Source organism: Corynebacterium sp. (genome assembly GCF_030532325.1).
Classification (GTDB): domain Bacteria; phylum Actinomycetota; class Actinomycetes; order Mycobacteriales; family Mycobacteriaceae; genus Corynebacterium.
This window is the reverse complement of the sequence record NZ_JAUNLS010000001.1, coordinates 276,560-292,632: the sequence shown is the minus strand read 5'-3', so window position 1 is coordinate 292,632 and position 16,073 is coordinate 276,560. Positions and strand designations below refer to the sequence as shown.

At 66.2% G+C, this 16,073-nt stretch carries 14 protein-coding genes; 9 read left to right on the top strand and 5 right to left on the bottom strand.

Going from position 1 to position 16,073, the window contains the following annotated elements; translation table 11 throughout:
- The 3 genes from Q4E25_RS01370 to Q4E25_RS01360 all read right to left on the bottom strand — a co-directional run.
- Positions 1-1,059, bottom strand: a 1,059-nt coding sequence (locus Q4E25_RS01370; RefSeq protein ID WP_303153167.1) for a hypothetical protein, incomplete at its 3' end; no start/stop codon positions are given.
- Positions 1,052-1,756 (bottom strand): ABC transporter ATP-binding protein, encoded by a 705-nt coding sequence (locus tag Q4E25_RS01365; protein WP_303153165.1) that lies wholly within the window; start codon positions 1,754-1,756, stop codon positions 1,052-1,054. The genes Q4E25_RS01365 and Q4E25_RS01370, both read right to left, overlap by 8 nt.
- 93 nt (positions 1,757-1,849) lie before the next feature.
- On the bottom strand, positions 1,850-2,161 hold the full coding sequence (locus Q4E25_RS01360) for a peptidase inhibitor family I36 protein (protein ID WP_303153163.1): 312 nt from the start codon (positions 2,159-2,161) through the stop codon (positions 1,850-1,852).
- Between the two features lie 364 nt (positions 2,162-2,525).
- On the opposite strand from Q4E25_RS01360, the gene truA reads away from it, so the two are divergent.
- Entirely contained in the window at positions 2,526-3,383 is an 858-nt protein-coding gene (gene truA / locus Q4E25_RS01355; RefSeq protein WP_303153162.1) for a tRNA pseudouridine(38-40) synthase TruA, read from the top strand.
- 61 nt (positions 3,384-3,444) lie between these two features.
- Positions 3,445-4,740 (top strand): type VII secretion protein EccB, encoded by a 1,296-nt coding sequence (eccB, locus tag Q4E25_RS01350; RefSeq protein ID WP_303153160.1) that lies wholly within the window; start codon positions 3,445-3,447, stop codon positions 4,738-4,740.
- Here the strand turns inward: eccB and Q4E25_RS01345 are convergent.
- Together Q4E25_RS01345 and eccD are read right to left on the bottom strand one after the other, a co-directional pair.
- Positions 4,737-5,978 (bottom strand): S8 family serine peptidase, encoded by a 1,242-nt coding sequence (locus tag Q4E25_RS01345; protein WP_303153158.1) that lies wholly within the window; start codon positions 5,976-5,978, stop codon positions 4,737-4,739. The genes eccB and Q4E25_RS01345 overlap by 4 nt on opposite strands.
- A complete protein-coding gene (eccD, locus tag Q4E25_RS01340) occupies positions 5,978-7,378 on the bottom strand; it encodes a type VII secretion integral membrane protein EccD (protein WP_303153156.1) in 1,401 nt (466 codons plus the stop codon). The genes Q4E25_RS01345 and eccD overlap by 1 nt, the downstream gene beginning before the upstream one ends.
- A gap of 309 nt (positions 7,379-7,687) precedes the next feature.
- Here eccD and eccCa point away from each other — a divergent pair, with 309 nt between their 5' ends.
- The 7 genes from eccCa (at position 7,688) to glmM (ending at position 15,993) form a co-directional block, all read left to right on the top strand.
- Positions 7,688-11,269, top strand: coding sequence for a type VII secretion protein EccCa (eccCa, locus tag Q4E25_RS01335; RefSeq protein ID WP_303153189.1), 3,582 nt, complete (start codon positions 7,688-7,690; stop codon positions 11,267-11,269).
- Positions 11,266-12,372 (top strand): type VII secretion-associated protein, encoded by a 1,107-nt coding sequence (locus Q4E25_RS01330; RefSeq protein ID WP_303153154.1) that lies wholly within the window; start codon positions 11,266-11,268, stop codon positions 12,370-12,372. Before eccCa ends, Q4E25_RS01330 begins: the two co-directional genes overlap by 4 nt.
- Positions 12,373-12,510: 138 nt before the next feature.
- Positions 12,511-12,828 carry a WXG100 family type VII secretion target gene (locus Q4E25_RS01325; RefSeq protein ID WP_303153152.1) on the top strand — a complete coding sequence of 106 codons (318 nt, stop codon included), beginning with the start codon at positions 12,511-12,513 and terminating at the stop codon, positions 12,826-12,828.
- 44 nt (positions 12,829-12,872) lie between these two features.
- On the top strand, positions 12,873-13,160 hold the full coding sequence (locus Q4E25_RS01320; protein ID WP_303153150.1) for a WXG100 family type VII secretion target: 288 nt from the start codon (positions 12,873-12,875) through the stop codon (positions 13,158-13,160).
- A 382-nt stretch (positions 13,161-13,542) separates the two neighbouring features.
- Positions 13,543-13,986 carry a 50S ribosomal protein L13 gene (gene rplM / locus Q4E25_RS01315; RefSeq protein ID WP_303153148.1) on the top strand — a complete coding sequence of 148 codons (444 nt, stop codon included), beginning with the start codon at positions 13,543-13,545 and terminating at the stop codon, positions 13,984-13,986.
- Entirely contained in the window at positions 13,986-14,522 is a 537-nt protein-coding gene (rpsI, locus tag Q4E25_RS01310; RefSeq protein WP_303153145.1) for a 30S ribosomal protein S9, read from the top strand. Before rplM ends, rpsI begins: the two co-directional genes overlap by 1 nt.
- Positions 14,523-14,649: 127 nt before the next feature.
- Entirely contained in the window at positions 14,650-15,993 is a 1,344-nt protein-coding gene (glmM, locus tag Q4E25_RS01305; RefSeq protein WP_303153142.1) for a phosphoglucosamine mutase, read from the top strand.
- Positions 15,994-16,073: the final 80 nt, after the last annotated feature.

Sequence of the window (16,073 nt, the reverse complement as noted above, 5' to 3'; positions counted from 1 at the left end):
CCGACATGAGCACAACCCCGGGTCACAGATACACCACGCTAACGGACGCAACCCAGAGGCAATGCTCGCCAGCCATTCTTTCGCGAGGTGAGGAATGCCTACGCCCACAAGTAGGGCTAGTACAGATAGGGCGCCGACTGTAATGAACGCACGCCGGAAGAAGAGGCGCAGCATGACAGAACGTGGAATTCCGAGTTGGTAAAGAGAATCTTCTGCCCGTTGCACACCGCGGCGCTGCACGGCGGTGAGAAAGAAGGTGAAGAAGAACGGTAGGAGCACAGCGAATGCGCCGAACAGGAAAGAATAGTCCTCGATGATGCTGCGCGGTGGGTGCCGGAGTAGGTCGGTAGCAGAGATACGGGTTGCCTCGATAGAAGTGGCTGAGCTGAAGTCGGATTCTCTTCTCATGCCCATGGCTTCTATCGCTTGCTGGAGCTGCCCTGGATCCTCAGTCTCACTGTCAAAGAGCATGGGGCGGGCAGCAATAGTGGAGGCGAAAGCTGGCTGCGTAGTCTGGTCCCACGTTCCCGGCGCCGCGTAGACGGCTTTGGAGTTTTCGGCGTAGGCGTTGGTGACGGTGCCCACAACATGAACCTTCAAGTTTCCGCTAAAGGCGCTCGCATTTCCGTGATTGACTTCTCCGGTGGTCGTTGTAGTTAGCACCTCCCCCGCTGCGGAGGGCCACCGACCCGAGTCGAGGTTAAGACCAAAAGCGGAACCTTCATGGTCCCAGGACCCCTCGAAGTACATCAACGATTGAGCGGGGGCCGAATCAAAGTAGAAGTCAGGGGACATGAGCTGAACCGCAAATCGCGTTGGATCAGGCGATGGTGCCACGGCATCTGACAGGTCTTCGCCAAGATGCAGCGTTGATGGCAGATCGGCTCGTTGTTGGTAGCTTCCGAGTTTCGAGGCAACGCTTTGCGCAGGTGACAGCACCATGAGCATGGAAGCAGTCGAAGTCGCACTTAGTAACACCAAGCTGAGAAAGCTCAGTCCAAGAAACAACCGGACCCTGGGCTGGTTGCGCGTGATTTTGAGAATGAGGCGTTTAAGCACGCGTGCTTGCCTTCCTTTTCATGCCGTTGGCGTCACGGAGGCTGCCGTCGATGAGTTCGAATGAGTGCGAACAATACTCGAGGACGAGGGGGTCGTGTGACGTCACGATCACCGTGCTGCCGGCACGCGCTAATGAACGGAACAAGGCAAAGACTGCATGAGAGTTTTCTTGGTCCAAGGCTGCCGAAGGCTCGTCCGCGAGGAGAACCGATCGTTGCCCGCTGAGCGCGCGAGCGATTCCCACCCGCTGGCATTGTCCACGGGAGAGCTCAGTAGGGTAGCGATGCCCGAGTCCTGCGAGCCCAACGTGATCGAGCAAGCGCTCGGTCTCTTGACGGGTAAGCGCAGGATCCCACCCGGCGGCAGCGAGTACCAGCTCAATGTTCTCTGCTGCGGTGAGCTCCGCGATAATGAGATCGGATTGGTGTACTACACCGATGGTTTCCCTCCGAAGACTAAGAAGTTCAGTCTCATCACTTTGGCTGACGACGGAATCACCGACCGTGATGGTGCCGCTGTCCACCGGTAAGAGTCCTGCAATGCTGTTCAATAGCGTTGTCTTCCCAGAGCCGCTCTTGCCTGAGATTGCAACGAAGTCTCCGGGCTTTGCCTCCAGACTCACTCCCCGGAGTGCATGCGTAGCCTGAGGGCCGTGTCCCAAAGTTTTGTGGACCTGTTGGACTAGGATTGTGCTCATGTTCTGCTTTCTAAAGTGAAAACCGGGAAAGGATACGAGACCCTTTTCCCGGTGCAGCGAAAAATATTCAGGAAATCTTTTCAGATGATTGAACTAACAGCCGTGGTTGGTGCGCCAAGAGGTCAGCGTGTCATTGTCCCACCAGCCCACGTAGTTGTTGTTAGAAAACCGCGTCATAGTGTGGCATTTTCCGCTGCCGTTGGCGTGCTGATACCAAGCTGCTTCCCCTCCAGTGTTGTTGATCCAAGATGAGGTCTTGTCATTCGCACGGGATGAGAAATTCATGATTCCGATGCCAGAGCCACGGGAGCCTAGGAATCCGTCAAAGCTTGCTTCATCAAAAATGCAGACCAGATTGCCGCCACAATCGCTGGCGGAGGCATCAGCGGCTGGGGGCAGCAGCAATGCCGGCGAAAGCAGCGAGAGTTGCTGTGGTCAAAGCGAGTTTCTTTACTCTCATGTGTTCTCCTTACTAGAGATTGACAGGCGTGAGCATTGTGCTCACTGCGAACGTATCAGCAAAAATGAATGTCCAGCCTGCTGAAAGTACGGAACTTTAGTTCTTCGCCTTTTGGGTGCGAGGCGGCAGGGAAACTGAATATAATCAAAAGCTTCTATGCATATTGTTTCCATTAACACGTCAAATGCTTGGCAGCATCGAGGTCTGCATTTCTAAGGCATAGACTTCTGTATGCTGCGTCCCCGGCCTCAGCGGCGCGGCTGGCCTTGCGTGTGGTAGCCGCGGTGCAGCCAGGTAGAGTTACTGCTCATGGATACCCTTCGGCTGCGCCTCGACCTCGCCTATGACGGCACCGACTTCCACGGCTGGGCGCGGCAAAAAGGGGAGCTGCGCACGGTGCAGGGCGTGCTTGAGGACACCCTGAGCATGATCCTGCGCCATCCCATCGAGCTCACCGTGGCCGGGCGTACCGACGCAGGTGTTCACGCCGCGGGCCAGGTGGCGCACTTCGACGTACCGGCGCATGCCCTGGAACAGCGCTCGATTGAGGGGAAGCCGGGGAAATTGGTGCGTCGGCTAGCAAAGCTTCTGCCGGAGGATGTGCGCGTGCACGGCTGCAGCCAGGCGCCGGAGGGCTTCGACGCGCGCTTCTCGGCGCTGCAGCGCCACTACGTCTACCGGATCACCACCCACCCGCGCGGAGCCCTGCCCACCCGGGCGCGCGATACCGCCCACTGGCCCAAGCCCGTCGATATTGACGCCATGCAGGAGGCCGCCACCGCCCTGGTGGGCCTGCACGACTTCGCGGCGTTCTGCAAGGCCAAGCCGCACGCCACCACCATCAGGGACCTGCACGCCTTCGAATGGCGGGACGTCTCCACCCCGTGGGAGCCCCAGCTCTACGAGGCCCACGTGAGCGCCGACGCCTTCTGCTGGTCCATGGTGCGCTCCTTGGTGGGCTGTTGCCTGCGCGTGGGCGAGGGCAAGCGCGACGTCGACTTTGCTGCCGCCATGCTGCAGGAAACGAAGCGCTCCTCCCACATCCCGCTGGCCCCGGCCAAGGGCCTCTCGCTGGTGGGCGTGGAGTACCCCGCCGACGAGGAGCTGGCTGCCCGCGCCGCGGTCACCCGGGATCGCCGCGATGCGCGGGAGGTGGATCTGGGCTAGTCTTGGCCCAACGATGTTTCTCCGCTAGGGGTGGCGGGGGCAGGTTAGTCGGGGAGGATTCATGGCACGCGCGTTGCCCACCACCAAGGCCCAGGTCTCGGGTCACAAGTTTCTGGTCCGCAGGGTTGAGCACGGCCTGGTCTTTGGCGATATCCGCATGATCCACGATCCGCTGGCCACCCGCCGCCGCGCGCTCATCTTTGGGGTCATCGCGGTGGCTTTTCTTTCCATCGGCTCCGGCCTGGTGGCGTGGTTGCAGCCGGATCCGCAGCCGGGGGACGCGGCGTTGGTGCGCAGCCCAGAGGGGCAGCTCTTGGTGCAGGTCAATGAGCAGTACCACCCGGTGGCCAACGTTGCCTCCGCGCGGCTCATCGCGGGCGAAGCCGTGGAGCCCGCCGCAGCGGGGGAGAGCTTCTTAAGCCAGGTGCATCTGGGGACCCCGCTGGGCATTGATGACGCGCCCAATCTCCTGGCCAGCACCAGCCCCGGTGCGACCGGGTGGGCGGCGTGCTTCGAGGAGCCGGCGGGTGCCGGGGAGAGCTCGCCGACCAGCATGACCGCGGCTCGCCCGGAGGGGATTGTCACCGTGGTGGCCAACGCGCAGGCCAGCAACGTCGGGGACAGCCGGGGTGCTGTGGCCGAGGTGGAGGGCACCGACTGGCTGCTCACGCAGGAGGGCCGGGTGGCGCTGCCGGATCCCACGAGCACCCAGGGCAGGGTGGTGCGCCGCGCGCTGGGGATTAACCCGCAGGTGCACGTGTGGCACATTCCCCCGCAGCTGCTCAACGCCTTCACCGAGCTCGAGCCGCTGCGCTTTCCCGAGCAACCCCCGCAGATCCTCGACAGCGGGGAGGGCCTGTGGGCGCGCACGGAGTCTGGGGTGAGCCCGGTGACCGCCACCCAGGCGGAGATCCTCGTGGGCCTGGGTGCCCAGCGCCTCTCGGCGGAGTCACAAGAAATCGCCCTGCTTGGCGACGCCCCCTCTCCCTTCCACCTCCCACCCCACGCACTGGATTTCCTCGGGCCCGAGGCCGGGTGGCTGTGCGCGGTTGCGCGCCCGGAGTCCGGCGCGGGCGCAGCGCTACTGGCCCCGGTGGGCTCCACCGTGGAGCTGGCCGGTGACTCGGTGGCACAGCGCTTTGCGGGGCTTAGTGCTGGCGGAGTGGCCGTGGATAGTGGGCACGGCTACCACGTGGTTTCCGCCACCGGCATTCGCCACAGCGTGCCGCAGGCCGCCGGGCTTAAGGCGCTGGGCGTGGAGAACCCGGCGCAGGTGCCCTGGGAGATTCTGCGCCTGTTGCCGGAGGGCTCAGAGCTGAGCCGCGAGGCCGCCCTGCGCGCCGCCCACGCAAGCTAGCCTGCGCGCCGCTGACCGGCCCGCAGAGCAGCCACAACCAACGATGCGGCCAGCACGAGGGCTAGCGAGCCCAGCCTTGCCACCGCCGGGCTGGAGTGCTGTGCGCTCGGGAGGACCTCCAGCTCGTTGGTGGGAACAGGTGAATTGCTGGGCACGAAGGTGAGTGCGTTAAGCGGGTCGACCACACCGTGGCTGGGCTCGGCAGAGCCAAGAATGCGGGCGCGCAGCTGGGCGGGGGAATCCTCGGGGTAGCGCTGCGCCAGCAAGGCCACGGTGCCGCTGACCACCGGCGCGGCAAAGGAGGTCCCGTGAAAGGCCAGAGGCTCTGCACTGGCGCTTGCGCCCTGCGCGCCGCTGCTGGAATTCGGGGCGAACTTGCCGGTGGCCCAGCCGCCGGCGGGATCGAGAGCCAGCGGCACGTGGCCCTCCGCGGCCAGCCCGGTGTGCGCGGCGGGGATGGAGTATTCGGCAAGGTCATGCGGAGTGGCCAGCGCGCCGACGGCCAGGACGGTCTCCGCGTTGGCGGGAAAGACCACGTCCTCTTTGGCGCAGCCGCCGGCCGCCGCGTTACCGGTGGCGGCGACAATAACGGCCCCGGCCTCCTCGGCGCGGCGCAAGGCGGCGTCCAGCCCGGCGGTGTCCACGCGGGAGGCGGCGGCAGGCGGTACGCAGGAGACCACGGAGATGTTGATGACCTTGGCGTGGTTGTGGACGGCGTCGTCAATCGCGGCAGCCAGGGTGGCCAGGGTTCCCGCGCCGGAGTCTTCCTCCTCGCTGCGGTAGCGGTAGTGCGCGCTGGTCTGGCGGATGGAGTAGATCTCTGCATCGGGCGCCACCCCGCTCTCGCGCCCAGCGATCACCCCGGCCACCACGGTGCCGTGCACGTCGCAGTCCCGGAGCGGATCGGGCTCCTCAGCGGTGACGAAGTCCGCGCCGGGGCTGAGGTGAGCCAGCTGCGGGTGCGGGGAGACTCCGGTATCGATGACCGCGACGCGCACCCCGCGGCCGGTGGCAAAGGAGTGAAGGCGCGCACGGTAGGCGGCCTGCTGCGCGCTGGGCACTGGCCCCTGGGCGCTGGTTTGCGTGCGGGCGCAGGCGATATCGGGCTCGCGGGCGGCGGCCGCGGGCGCGGGGGCCAGCGGAGTGAGTGTCGCGAGCGGAGCCAGCGGCGTCAGCACCGCGCACAACACTGCCGCTAGGACGGCGCGCCCGCCGCGGTGGTGCCTTGGCGCAGCCATTAGCCGAGGCCCCGGATCATCATGAACACACCCACGATGTGCGCGGCTAGTGGGAGGCTGGCGGCGATGGCCAGCGACTCGGCGCGCTCCCACCACACGATGACCGTGGGCTCCACGCTGCCCAGCCGCGGCGCCCAGAGCGCGCCCGCCAGCATGCCGGCGATGACCGCTACTGCTACCGCCGTGAGGATCCACGCGCTCAGCCCCGGCGAGTGGCCGGCTGCGGCCAGCTGCCGCCAGGTCTGCGCCGCGATGCCGGCTACGGCGCAGGCCGCGGTGACCGCCACGGCGCCGAGCGCCCACGCGGCGCGGTGGCGCGCATGCCGCACCGAGTGGATGACCACCGCGCCAGCGACGCATAGGCACAGGGCTTGCACAAAGCCGGCTCCGGAGAAGCCCTCCACCAGAATGCTGCCGACGCCGAGAAAACACAGCGCGGGCACGGCCGCGCAGGCAATGCCCAGGGCGATACCCTCGTAGCACGCCGCGGAGCGGGAGGCACAGCGGGTGGAGCTTTCCGGTTGGGCGTCCGGCTCATCGGAAACCGCGAGGTCCTGGCCCGCGGTGGGCAGGCGCGGGACGCGAATCCCGGCCGCGCGGGTGGACAGCGCCGGCGCGCAGGCCAGCAAGATGACAGTACAGGCCAGCAGCGCCGCGGCGCCGGCAGTCAGCGGCGCGCGGGCCCCGGCAGGGCCAAGCGTGTTGAGAGCGTAGCCACTCGCCGCGCAGAGCAGTAAGACGCACCAGCTCAGTGCCGCGGCAACCCCGCGCAGCGAGCCCAGGCGCAGCGCGTGGCTGAGCAGGCTCATGCCCACCACGCCCAGGCAGGCGGCGGCGATGCCCAGCGCTGCCTCGGTGCCGCGGGGCCCGACGATGCACCAGCCGCTGGCTGCCGCGCCCACGTAAACCAGCACGAGCGCGCTGGGATGCCGAGTCCACACCGCCAGGCCCAGGGCGATGACAGTGCTCATGGGTAGCGCCAGCGCCAGCGGCAGCGCGGCCGCAAGCAACGCGGTGGCGGCCAGCACGCCCGCGCATCCCCAGAGCATGGCTAGGCCCCGCAGGCTGGTGGCACTGGAGACGAGGGAATCCTCGGCGAGTGCCTCGGCGGCGTCGCGAATCACCGGGGCCGGTGGCTTCTCCTTGGGTGCCAGGAGTAGCACGGAGCCCTCGGCCACTGGGGTGCGCTCCAGCGGGACGGTCAGCGGGATCGTCTTGCCTGCGGCGGTGGTGGCGCGCCAGGGGATGGGGGAGGAGGGGACGTCGACAAGCAAGAAAAGCTCCTCCAGCACCTCCCCCAGGCTGGAAGAAAGCGGCAGCGAGACATCCGCCTCCTTGCGGATATCGTGGGCGCGAATGCGGACGGTGACGCGAACAGAATGCGCGAGCGTAGCGCTCATGGAATCCTCCCCCGAGTGAAAATTTTTATGGGCTCCCCTTGCCCGATGCCACACATTGTGGCTTACTGGTGGCGTGATGTCCACCGCAACGGGGGTTCGGTGTGACAGCGACGCACAAGAAGGCGACGCACAAGAAGGCGAAGCAAAAATTCGGGGGAAGGATTCAGCGTGCTTTCGCATACGCGCATCATCGATTCACAGTTCACGCCGCACCGCGAACCCGCGCCGGCGCTACCGCAGGGCAGCATCGAGGCCGAGGCCGTCCCGGAGGCCGTGCGCCCGCAGCCGGTACCGCTGATTCGCCTGCTCATGCCCATCTTCATGGTGGCGGCGATGCTGGGCATGGTAGCGCTCATGGTCCTCGGCGCCGGGGATGCGCGCCGGGTCAGCCCCATGAGCCTGATGTTTCCGCTCATGATGCTGGCCAGCGTGTTCATGATGTTCAACCCCGCCTCGGGTGGGGAGGACCCGGATGAGACGCGGCGGACCTACCTGCGCCACCTCGCCGCCCTGCGAGCAACCGCGCTGAGCAATGCGGACAAGCAACGCGCCCACGAGGAGCACCGCAATCCCGCGCCGCGGGAGCTCGCCGCGCTGGTGGGCACCCACCGCCTGTGGGAGCGCCCCGGCGATGCTGCTGATGCCCTCGAGGTGCGAGTGGGCACCGGGCCGGTCTCGCTGTGCACTCCCGTCAACGTCCCGGATTCCGGCGCGGCAGAGGACCTTGACCCAGTGTGCGCGGTGAGCGTGCGCCACACCGTGCGGGCGGTGGGCAGCGTGCAGGACATGCCGGTGGTGATCCAGCTGCAAGCCTTCCGCGTGCTGGGCCTGGCCGGCGAGGATGCCTGGGGTGTGGCCCGGGCGATGGTGCTGCACCTGGCGGTGCTGCACGGGCCGGAGACGGTGGGCATCGAGTTCCACCACGGCGCCACCGACGGCCGCGCGCAGCAGGAGTGGCAATGGCTCAAGTGGCTGCCCCACGCCCGTGACCCCGCCACCGCGCGCTACCGCATCGCCGTGGTGGCCGAGGGCCCCGGCCTGCCGGCGGAGAGCGCCGCGCTTGTCGACGACCCCACTATCACCACCATCATCGCCGTGGGCGTGAGCCCCTATTCGCAGCTGGGCCGCCAGGCCGAGGACGAGGGCATCTACCTGCACGCCGACGAGCAACTGCGCGTGGTCACCGCCGCCGGGGAGGAGGAGATCGGGGCCTGCGATGTGGTGGACTACGCCGATGCCGTGCTACGCGCCCGCAGTCTGGCTCCCTTCCGGCGCCCCGAGCGCGGTGAGGGCGGGAATGCGCCCCGGCGCGGGCGCGGCGGAGACCTTATCGATCTGGTGGGCTACGGCGATGTGGATGAGCTCATCGCGGCCGGGATGTGGCAGGGGCGCAGCCCGGCGGATCGCCTGCGGGTGCCCATCGGAGTGGACGAGTCCGGGCAGCCGCTGCTGTTGGATCTTAAGGAGTCCGCGCAGGGCGGCATGGGGCCGCACGGGCTGTGCATCGGTGCTACGGGATCGGGAAAGTCCGAGCTTCTTCGCACACTGGTGGTGGCCCTGGCGGCCACGCACAGCCCGGACGAGCTCAACATGGTGCTGGTGGATTTCAAGGGCGGCGCTACCTTCCTAGGCTGCGATGACCTGCCGCATACTTCGGCGGTCATCACCAACCTGGAGGAGGAGTCCACCCTGGTGGAGCGCATGTATGACGCGATTTCCGGAGAGATGAACCGCCGCCAGGAGTTGCTGCGCGCGGCCGGCAACTTTGCCAACGTGGACCAGTTCAACGCCTCCGCGGACGCGGTGGCCGCGCACGGCCCGCTGCCGGCACTGGTCATCGTGGTGGATGAGTTCTCAGAGCTTTTGGGCCAGCACCCGGACTTTGCGGAGCTCTTCGTGGCGGTGGGGCGCCTGGGGCGTTCGCTACACGTGCACCTGCTTCTGGCCTCGCAGCGCCTGGAGGAGGGCAGGCTGCGCGGCCTGGATTCGCACCTGTCCTACCGCATTGGCCTTAAGACCTTTTCTGCCGCGGAGTCCCGCCAGGTGCTTGGGGTGACCGATGCCTATCACCTGCCGGCGCAGCCGGGCGCGGGCTACCTCAAGACGGATGCCGATGCGCCTGTGCGCTTCCAGGCAGCGTACGTCTCCGGCCCGCTGCGCCGCCGCATTCCCCTTCAGCCAGACGCCGTGTCCCAGGCGCCGCGGGTGCAGCTTTTCTCCGGCTGGGGCCGGGAGGAGCAGGAGGCGCAGTACACCACGGTGATCGATGAGTCCACGACGCTGCTTGCCGCCGTGGTTGCCGCCGCCGCGCGGGAGGCTGCCCGGCGCGGGCAGGAGGCGCGCCGCATCTGGTTGCCACCGCTGCCGGACGTGGTGGAGCTATCCGCGGTCTGTGAACCGGACTCCCCGGCGCTGTGCGCGGCGGTGGGGCTCATCGATAGGCCCTACCAGCAGCGCCAGGACCCCTTCTCCGTGGACTTTTCTACCGATGGCGGGCACCTGGCCATCTGCGGCGGGCCGCAGTCGGGCAAGTCGATGGCGCTGCGCAGCGTGGTGGCCAGCATGTCGGCCTGCCACGAGCCGCAGCAGGTCCGCTTCTACGTCATTGACCTAGGAGGCGGCACGCTGGGGCTGTTGGGGCGCCTGCCACACGTGGCGGCGGTGGCCGGACGCGAGGAGCCGGAGAAAATCCGCCGCATCGTCGACGAAGTAGCGGGCTTCGTGCGGCGCCCGGCGCCGCCGCATACCTTCCTGGTGATTGACGGCTGGCACCACATCGGCACCTCGGGCGCGGACTACGAGGATCTGGCCGAGCCGATTACCCACCTGGTGGCCGATGGCGCCTCGGCCCGCATCCACGTCATCATTGCCACCTCGCGGTGGACGAGCATGCGCCCGTCCATCCGCGACCTCATCTCGGCCCGCGTGGAGCTGCGCCTGGGCGAGGCGATGGATTCCCTCATTGACCGCAAAGCGCAGCAGAAGCTTCCCGCCAAGCCCGGCCGGGGCCTGAACCTGGCGGGGGAGAACCTGCTGTGGGCGTCGACGTCGCCGCAGGATCTGGCCCACATCTGCCGCCTGCACGAGGGCGCGGAGCCCGCGCCCCGGCTCAAGATGCTGCCCGCCGTGCTGCGGGAGTTGCCGCAGGCCGCAGGTGGTGCAACCCTGCCGCGGCCCGCGGGGGAGATCGCGTGGGGAATCGGCGGGCCGGACCTCGACGTCATGGTCTGGCAGCACGAGGCTCACCAGCACGCGGTGTGCGTGGGCTCACAGGGCTCCGGCAAGTCCACCTTCCTGGCAGTGCTCATGGCGGAGATCACTCGCCTGCCGCGGGAGGAGGCGCGTCTGGTGGTCATCGACGAGCGGCGCGCACACCTGGGGACGCTGCCGGAGGAGATGGTGGCGGTGTATGCGGCGTCGGCAAGCGCGGCCACCAGCGCCATCCTCGATACCGTCCGCACGCTGGAGCAGCGCCTGCCCGGCCCGGAGGTCACCCCGGCGCAGCTGGCCACGCGCAGCTGGTGGGAGGGGCCCGATATTTATCTGGCCATCGATGACCTGGACTTGGTCTCCGATATCGCGCTGGCCCCGCTGCTGGAGATCCTCCCGCACGCGCGCGACGTGGGGCTGCATCTGCTGCTGGCGCGCAAGGCCGGCGGAATCGGGCGCGCGATGTTTGGCCAGTTCCTCTCCGCGGTGCGTGACCTGCAGCCTGCCGTGTTGCTTCTCGACGCCGAGCGGGACGAGGGCCCCATCTTTGGCATCAAGCCCACCGCGCTGCCGCCCGGGCGCGGCCAGTGGGTGGTGCGCGGGCGCAACCACGGGCTGGCGCAGGTGCTGTGCCCCAAAACAGAATCCACGACAGAAACCACTGAAGGAGAAGACTCATGACCACGACCCACGCCGCGCGGATCACCCTGGGTGAGAGCGGATCAGAAAACGAAGTACTAAGCATCACGGTGCTCGACGCCGCAACCATCTTCGAAGGCCCCGAGACGGTCTACCGCTACGACCTCCCGGGCACGGGCATTGTTGATGGCTGGGCGCTGAACAATGTCATCGATCAATGCGCGAAGCTCTGCGGTCCGGACTGGCCGGAGGTTGAGGCGGTGGTCATCGCCGATTCCTCCGGCACCGAGGTCTCCCACGAGGCCGTGGACATCGTGCGCCGTCAGCTCGCCGCGGTGGGCGTGCAGGTGCTATCCACCGAAGAACCGGAGGCCCACGGTGGCGCCGACGTCAGTGCCGATGCCAGTGCCGCCGCCGAGGTGCACGGTCTGGCCGGGGACAGACCCGAGGAGCCGCGCACCCGCGCCGGGCGCCGGGCAGGCTCGACGCCGAAGGACAAGAAGCGGCGCGCCGGGTTGGCGGGCCTGCCACAGCTGCGCCTGCCCGGCGGGATAGACCCCTTCTACCTGCTCATCGCCGCTGTGGTGCTCGGTGTGGCGGTGGTGGCCTGGTGGGCGGTGGGCAAGAAGGATGCCGCCGAAGCAGAAATGAATGCGAGCACTGTGACGGCGACCAGCGCCCAGCACTCCGCGGCGGCCCAGCCAGACGCGCCTGCCGGGGACTCGGGGGCGGCCGGGGCATACGGGGCCAAGGCGGGGCAAAAGAGCATTGACGTGGAGGGGATGAACGTGGTGTTGCCGCAGGGATTCCAGACTGCGGTGAAAGATGGGTTGGTCACTGCCACTGGCGAGGACCCCCAGCTGCGCATCCTGCTGGCCGCGGATCCGCTCTACAACGTGCCCATCGAGGCCCTCTTCACGGAAATCAAGGCCCAGGTGGAGGAGGATCCCGCGCTCAAGGACGTCACCGAGGAGTCCGGCCGCCTGCGCTACACCGAGGAACCCGGGGACGGCTCGGTGGTCACGTGGATCACCTGGGAGGATAAAGGCCACCAGATGTCCGTAGGCTGCCACACCCAGCATCAGCCCAACGTGGTGCATAAGGCTGCCTGCCGGATGGCGGCGGAGTCCCTGGTGAAGAAGTAGTCAGAAAACTTTGCGCGGGCGGGAACCGATTGCCCGCTAGCGCAGTCCAATAAGAGTGAGAAAGCCACGGAAGGCTTTTTCGGGGGAAATACACACACAGTTCATGACACAGGTCATGCCCAAGAAAGGGAAGTGATTATGACTCAGACGTTCCGTACTGAAGCCGACGTCATGGTGGCCACCGCCGGCCGCGTCGACTCCACTAATGATGAAGTCCAGGGTGAGCTCACCCGCCTGCAGGGCGTGGTTGATTCCGTTCGCGCCAGCTGGGCGGGCCGCGCACAGGTGTCCTTTGACAACCTGATGCAGCGCTACAACACCTCCGCACAGCAGCTGCGTGAGGCACTGACCGCCATCAGCGAGAACATCCGCGATAACGCCCGCAACTTCGACCACGTTGAGGCGGAGAACTCGCAGGCTTTTGACAACGTCGGCGGCGCCGGCCTGGCTCTCTAAAACAACTCCACACACCAGGCACACACCACAAGGAAGGAACAGACATGTCCGGAATCAAGTACCAGTTCGGCGCCATCTCCAATGCCGCTGCAGACATCAACTCCACCTCGGGTCGCATCAATGGGCTGCTCGGTGACCTCAAGTCCACCCTGCAGCCCATGGTGGCCACCTGGGAAGGCGATTCAGCAGTGGCCTACAACGAGGCGCAGGCCAAGTGGGACAAGGCCGCCGCTGAGCTCAACACCGTGCTGGCCACCATCTCCACCACCGTCTCCCAGGGCAATGACAACATGAGCGACGTCAACCGTCGCGCCGCCGCCAGCTGGGGCTAAGGGCCACGCCCACAGGCCACGCCCACACACTGGCATTACTTGCACTGCGGCTCTTGAAGCGGCGCTTATCCACACCTCACCACACGCACCTAAGGCACACGGTGGGGCAGGGAGGCGGACGCACCCCGCTTTGAGAGGCGCCGGCATCGCTTCCTGTCTGGGAGCAGCTCCCATTCCCCGCAGCCCAGTGGGAGAAGCACCCAGGCAGGCGGCGATGTCGGCGTTTTGGTTTTTCGGCGTCCCGCCGGTAGCATTAGCCCCCTATGTGTCCGCACGTTGATTGTGCGCGCGTGCTGCAGGTCTCCACCGGCCGCTGTATGTACTGCGTAGGGATGGCATAGCGATGGCCGGCAGTTCCGAGACAGACTTTCAAGGAGTCATTTTGTCTACTTTCCACCCGAAGAGCGGTGACATCACCCGCAAGTGGTACGTCATCGACGCTACCGACGTGGTACTGGGCAAGCTCGCTTCCACCGTGGCTGACATGCTGCGTGGCAAGCACAAGCCGCAGTTCGCGCCGAACGTTGATTGCGGTGACCACATCGTCATCATCAATGCCGACAAGATCCACGTTTCCTCCAACAAGCGCGAGCGCGAGATGCGCTACCGTCACTCCGGTTACCCGGGTGGCCTGAAGTCCCTGACCCTTGGTCAGTCCCTGGACGCCAACCCGGTCCGCGTTATCGAGGAAGCTGTCAAGGGCATGATGCCGCACAACAAGCTTTCCAACGCCTCCATCAAGAAGCTGCACGTCTTTGCAGGCGAAGAGCACCCGTACGCCGGCCAGAAGCCGGAAACCTTTGAGCTTAAGCAGGTGGCACAGTAATGACCGAGCAGAACATCGACAACAACGTAGCCGACGCTGCCGACATCGCTGCAGCAACCGCCGCAACCGAGGAGTTCACCAACACCATCGGTGATTCCATGGCTGCCGCTGCCCCTGAGGCAGAGGTTGAGACCGCCGCTCCGATCCACGAGGGCCCGATCCAGACCGTCGGTCGCCGTAAGCGCGCCGTCGCTCGTGTTCGCCTCATCGCCGGCTCCGGCGAGATCGTGGTCAACGGCCGCGCTTTCGACGAGTACTTCCCGAACAAGCTGCACCAGCAGGACATCCTGCAGCCGCTGACCATCCTCGAGCGCGAGGGTCAGTTCGACATCAAGGTCACCGTCGCTGGCGGCGGCCCGACCGGCCAGGCCGGCGCCCTGCGTCTGGCTATCGCCCGCGCACTGAACGTCTACAACCCGGCTGACCGCGCCGCCCTGAAGAAGGCTGGCCTGCTCACCCGTGACGCTCGTGCCGTGGAGCGCAAGAAGGCTGGTCTGCACAAGGCACGTCGTGCCCCGCAGTACTCCAAGCGTTAATCGTTCGCTTAGTGCTTTTCTTCGAAAGCCGCTGCTTTCCCTCGTGGAAGGCGGCGGCTTTCGCCGTTGGTGGGCACTCACAACCCTGAACTGTGACGCATGAGACTTAGGGTGCATAATTGAATTTATGACTCGACTCTTTGGAACCGACGGCGTACGCGGACTCGCGAACAAGAAACTCACCCCGATCCTGGCTCTGCGCTTGGGTCAAGCGGCGGCGGAAGTACTCACCGCGGACCGCGAATCCTATGAACGCCGGCCCCTGGCGGTCATCGGGCGCGACCCGCGCGTATCGGGTGAGATGCTCGATGCCGCTATCGCCTCTGGTTTGGCCTCCCGCGGCGTCGACGTTATCCGGGTCGGCGTGCTTCCTACCCCGGCCATCGCTTTCCTCACCGACGATTATGGGGCGGATCTCGGCGTGATGATCTCCGCGTCCCACAACCCGATGCCGGATAACGGCATCAAGTTCTTCTCCGCGGGCGGCAAGAAGCTTCCCGACGCCGTCGAGGACGAAATCCAGGCAGCCATGGACACTCTCACGGAGGACGGCCCCACGGGCACCAAGCTGGGCCGGATTATCTCCGAGGCGCCGGACGGCCGCGAGCGCTACCTGCACCACCTCTCTGAAGCAGTGACCACTGATCTCAGTGGCATCACCGTGGTTGTCGATACGGCCAATGGCGCGGCGTCGAAGGTAGCGCCCAAGGCCTATGAGGCCGCCGGCGCTGAAGTCATCGCCATCCATAACAAGCCGAATGCCTTCAACATCAACGAAGATTGCGGCTCCACCCACATCGAGATCGCCCAGGCCGCCGTCCTGGAGCACGGCGCCGATCTGGCGCTGGCGCACGACGGCGATGCGGATCGCTGCCTGGCTGTGGACGCCGAAGGCAACGTCGTGGACGGCGATCAGATCATGGCCATCCTGGCCGTGGGCATGAAAGAAGACAGCGACCTTCGCTACAACACCCTGGTGGCCACGGTGATGTCCAACCTGGGCCTCAAGCTCGCGATGAAGGAGCAGGGCATCGAGGTCAAGGAGACCTCGGTAGGGGACCGCTACGTTCTTGAAGAGCTCAACCGCGGCGATTACTCGCTGGGCGGCGAGCAGTCCGGGCACGTCGTGCTGCCGGATGATTGCACCACCGGTGACGGCACCCTGACCGGGCTCTCGATTTTGGCGCGCATGGCCAAGACCGGCAAGACACTCAAGGAGTTGGCCTCGGTGATGACCGTGCTGCCGCAGGTCCTCATCAACGTCCCGGTCTCGGACAAGAACATCATCATGTCCGCCCCGGAGGTCCAGGAGGCCATCGCTGCCGCCGAGGAGGAGCTGGGCTCTACCGGGCGCGTGCTGCTTCGTCCCTCGGGCACCGAGGAGCTCTTCCGCGTCATGGTGGAGGCCGCTGAGGAGGAGCATGCTCGCAAGGTAGCGGGCAAGCTCGCTGCGGTGGTGGCTGGCGTCTAAGTCCGGCTCAAGCCAGCCCGCCTTTCACACACGCGATACCGGGTGACCTGTGGGTCCCCGGTATTTTTGCGTCTTCGGGA

Excerpts from the sequence above, each read along its gene's own strand:
- Q4E25_RS01365 (WP_303153165.1), bottom strand. The coding sequence starts at position 1,756 with ATGAGCACAATCCTAGTCCAACAGGTCCACAAAACTTTGGGACACGGC.
- truA (WP_303153162.1), top strand. The coding sequence starts at position 2,526 with ATGGATACCCTTCGGCTGCGCCTCGACCTCGCCTATGACGGCACCGAC.
- eccB (WP_303153160.1), top strand. The coding sequence starts at position 3,445 with ATGGCACGCGCGTTGCCCACCACCAAGGCCCAGGTCTCGGGTCACAAG.
- Q4E25_RS01345 (WP_303153158.1), bottom strand. The coding sequence starts at position 5,978 with ATGGCTGCGCCAAGGCACCACCGCGGCGGGCGCGCCGTCCTAGCGGCA.
- eccD (WP_303153156.1), bottom strand. The coding sequence starts at position 7,378 with ATGAGCGCTACGCTCGCGCATTCTGTTCGCGTCACCGTCCGCATTCGC.
- eccCa (WP_303153189.1), top strand. The coding sequence starts at position 7,688 with ATGCCCATCTTCATGGTGGCGGCGATGCTGGGCATGGTAGCGCTCATG.
- Q4E25_RS01330 (WP_303153154.1), top strand. The coding sequence starts at position 11,266 with ATGACCACGACCCACGCCGCGCGGATCACCCTGGGTGAGAGCGGATCA.
- Q4E25_RS01325 (WP_303153152.1), top strand. The coding sequence starts at position 12,511 with ATGACTCAGACGTTCCGTACTGAAGCCGACGTCATGGTGGCCACCGCC.
- Q4E25_RS01320 (WP_303153150.1), top strand. The coding sequence starts at position 12,873 with ATGTCCGGAATCAAGTACCAGTTCGGCGCCATCTCCAATGCCGCTGCA.
- rpsI (WP_303153145.1), top strand. The coding sequence starts at position 13,986 with ATGACCGAGCAGAACATCGACAACAACGTAGCCGACGCTGCCGACATC.
- glmM (WP_303153142.1), top strand. The coding sequence starts at position 14,650 with ATGACTCGACTCTTTGGAACCGACGGCGTACGCGGACTCGCGAACAAG.